The organism is Meridianimarinicoccus marinus (assembly GCF_040689105.1).
Taxonomy (GTDB): Bacteria; Pseudomonadota; Alphaproteobacteria; order Rhodobacterales; family Rhodobacteraceae; genus Meridianimarinicoccus; species Meridianimarinicoccus marinus.
Genome location: NZ_JBFBVU010000118.1, coordinates 1 through 277, shown reverse-complemented (window position 1 = coordinate 277; position 277 = coordinate 1). Strand labels below are relative to the sequence as shown.

At 61.4% G+C, this 277-nt stretch carries 1 protein-coding gene; it reads left to right on the top strand.

Annotated features, from left to right (window positions below; all coding sequences use genetic code 11):
- Positions 1-277 (top strand): hypothetical protein (locus tag AB0T83_RS20430; RefSeq protein WP_366195024.1); only part of this gene is annotated, 277 nt, incomplete at both ends.

The window sequence follows — 277 nt, the reverse complement described above, 5'->3', positions numbered from 1 at the left end:
ACCAGACCTGCGCAACGGAAAAACGTCGCCGCCGCAAGCGTGGCACGCTCGTGGACCCGGCCAAGCGCGTGGTCATCAATGAGCTGGTGTGCGAGGGCTGTGGTGACTGCGGCGTGCAGAGCAACTGCATGAGCGTTGAGCCTCTGGAAACGGAGTTCGGCCGCAAGCGCCAGATCAACCAGAGCACCTGCAACAAGGACTTTTCCTGCGTCAAGGGCTTCTGTCCCAGCTTTGTGACGGTGGAGGGCGGTTCGCTCAAGAAGGCGGCCAAATCGAA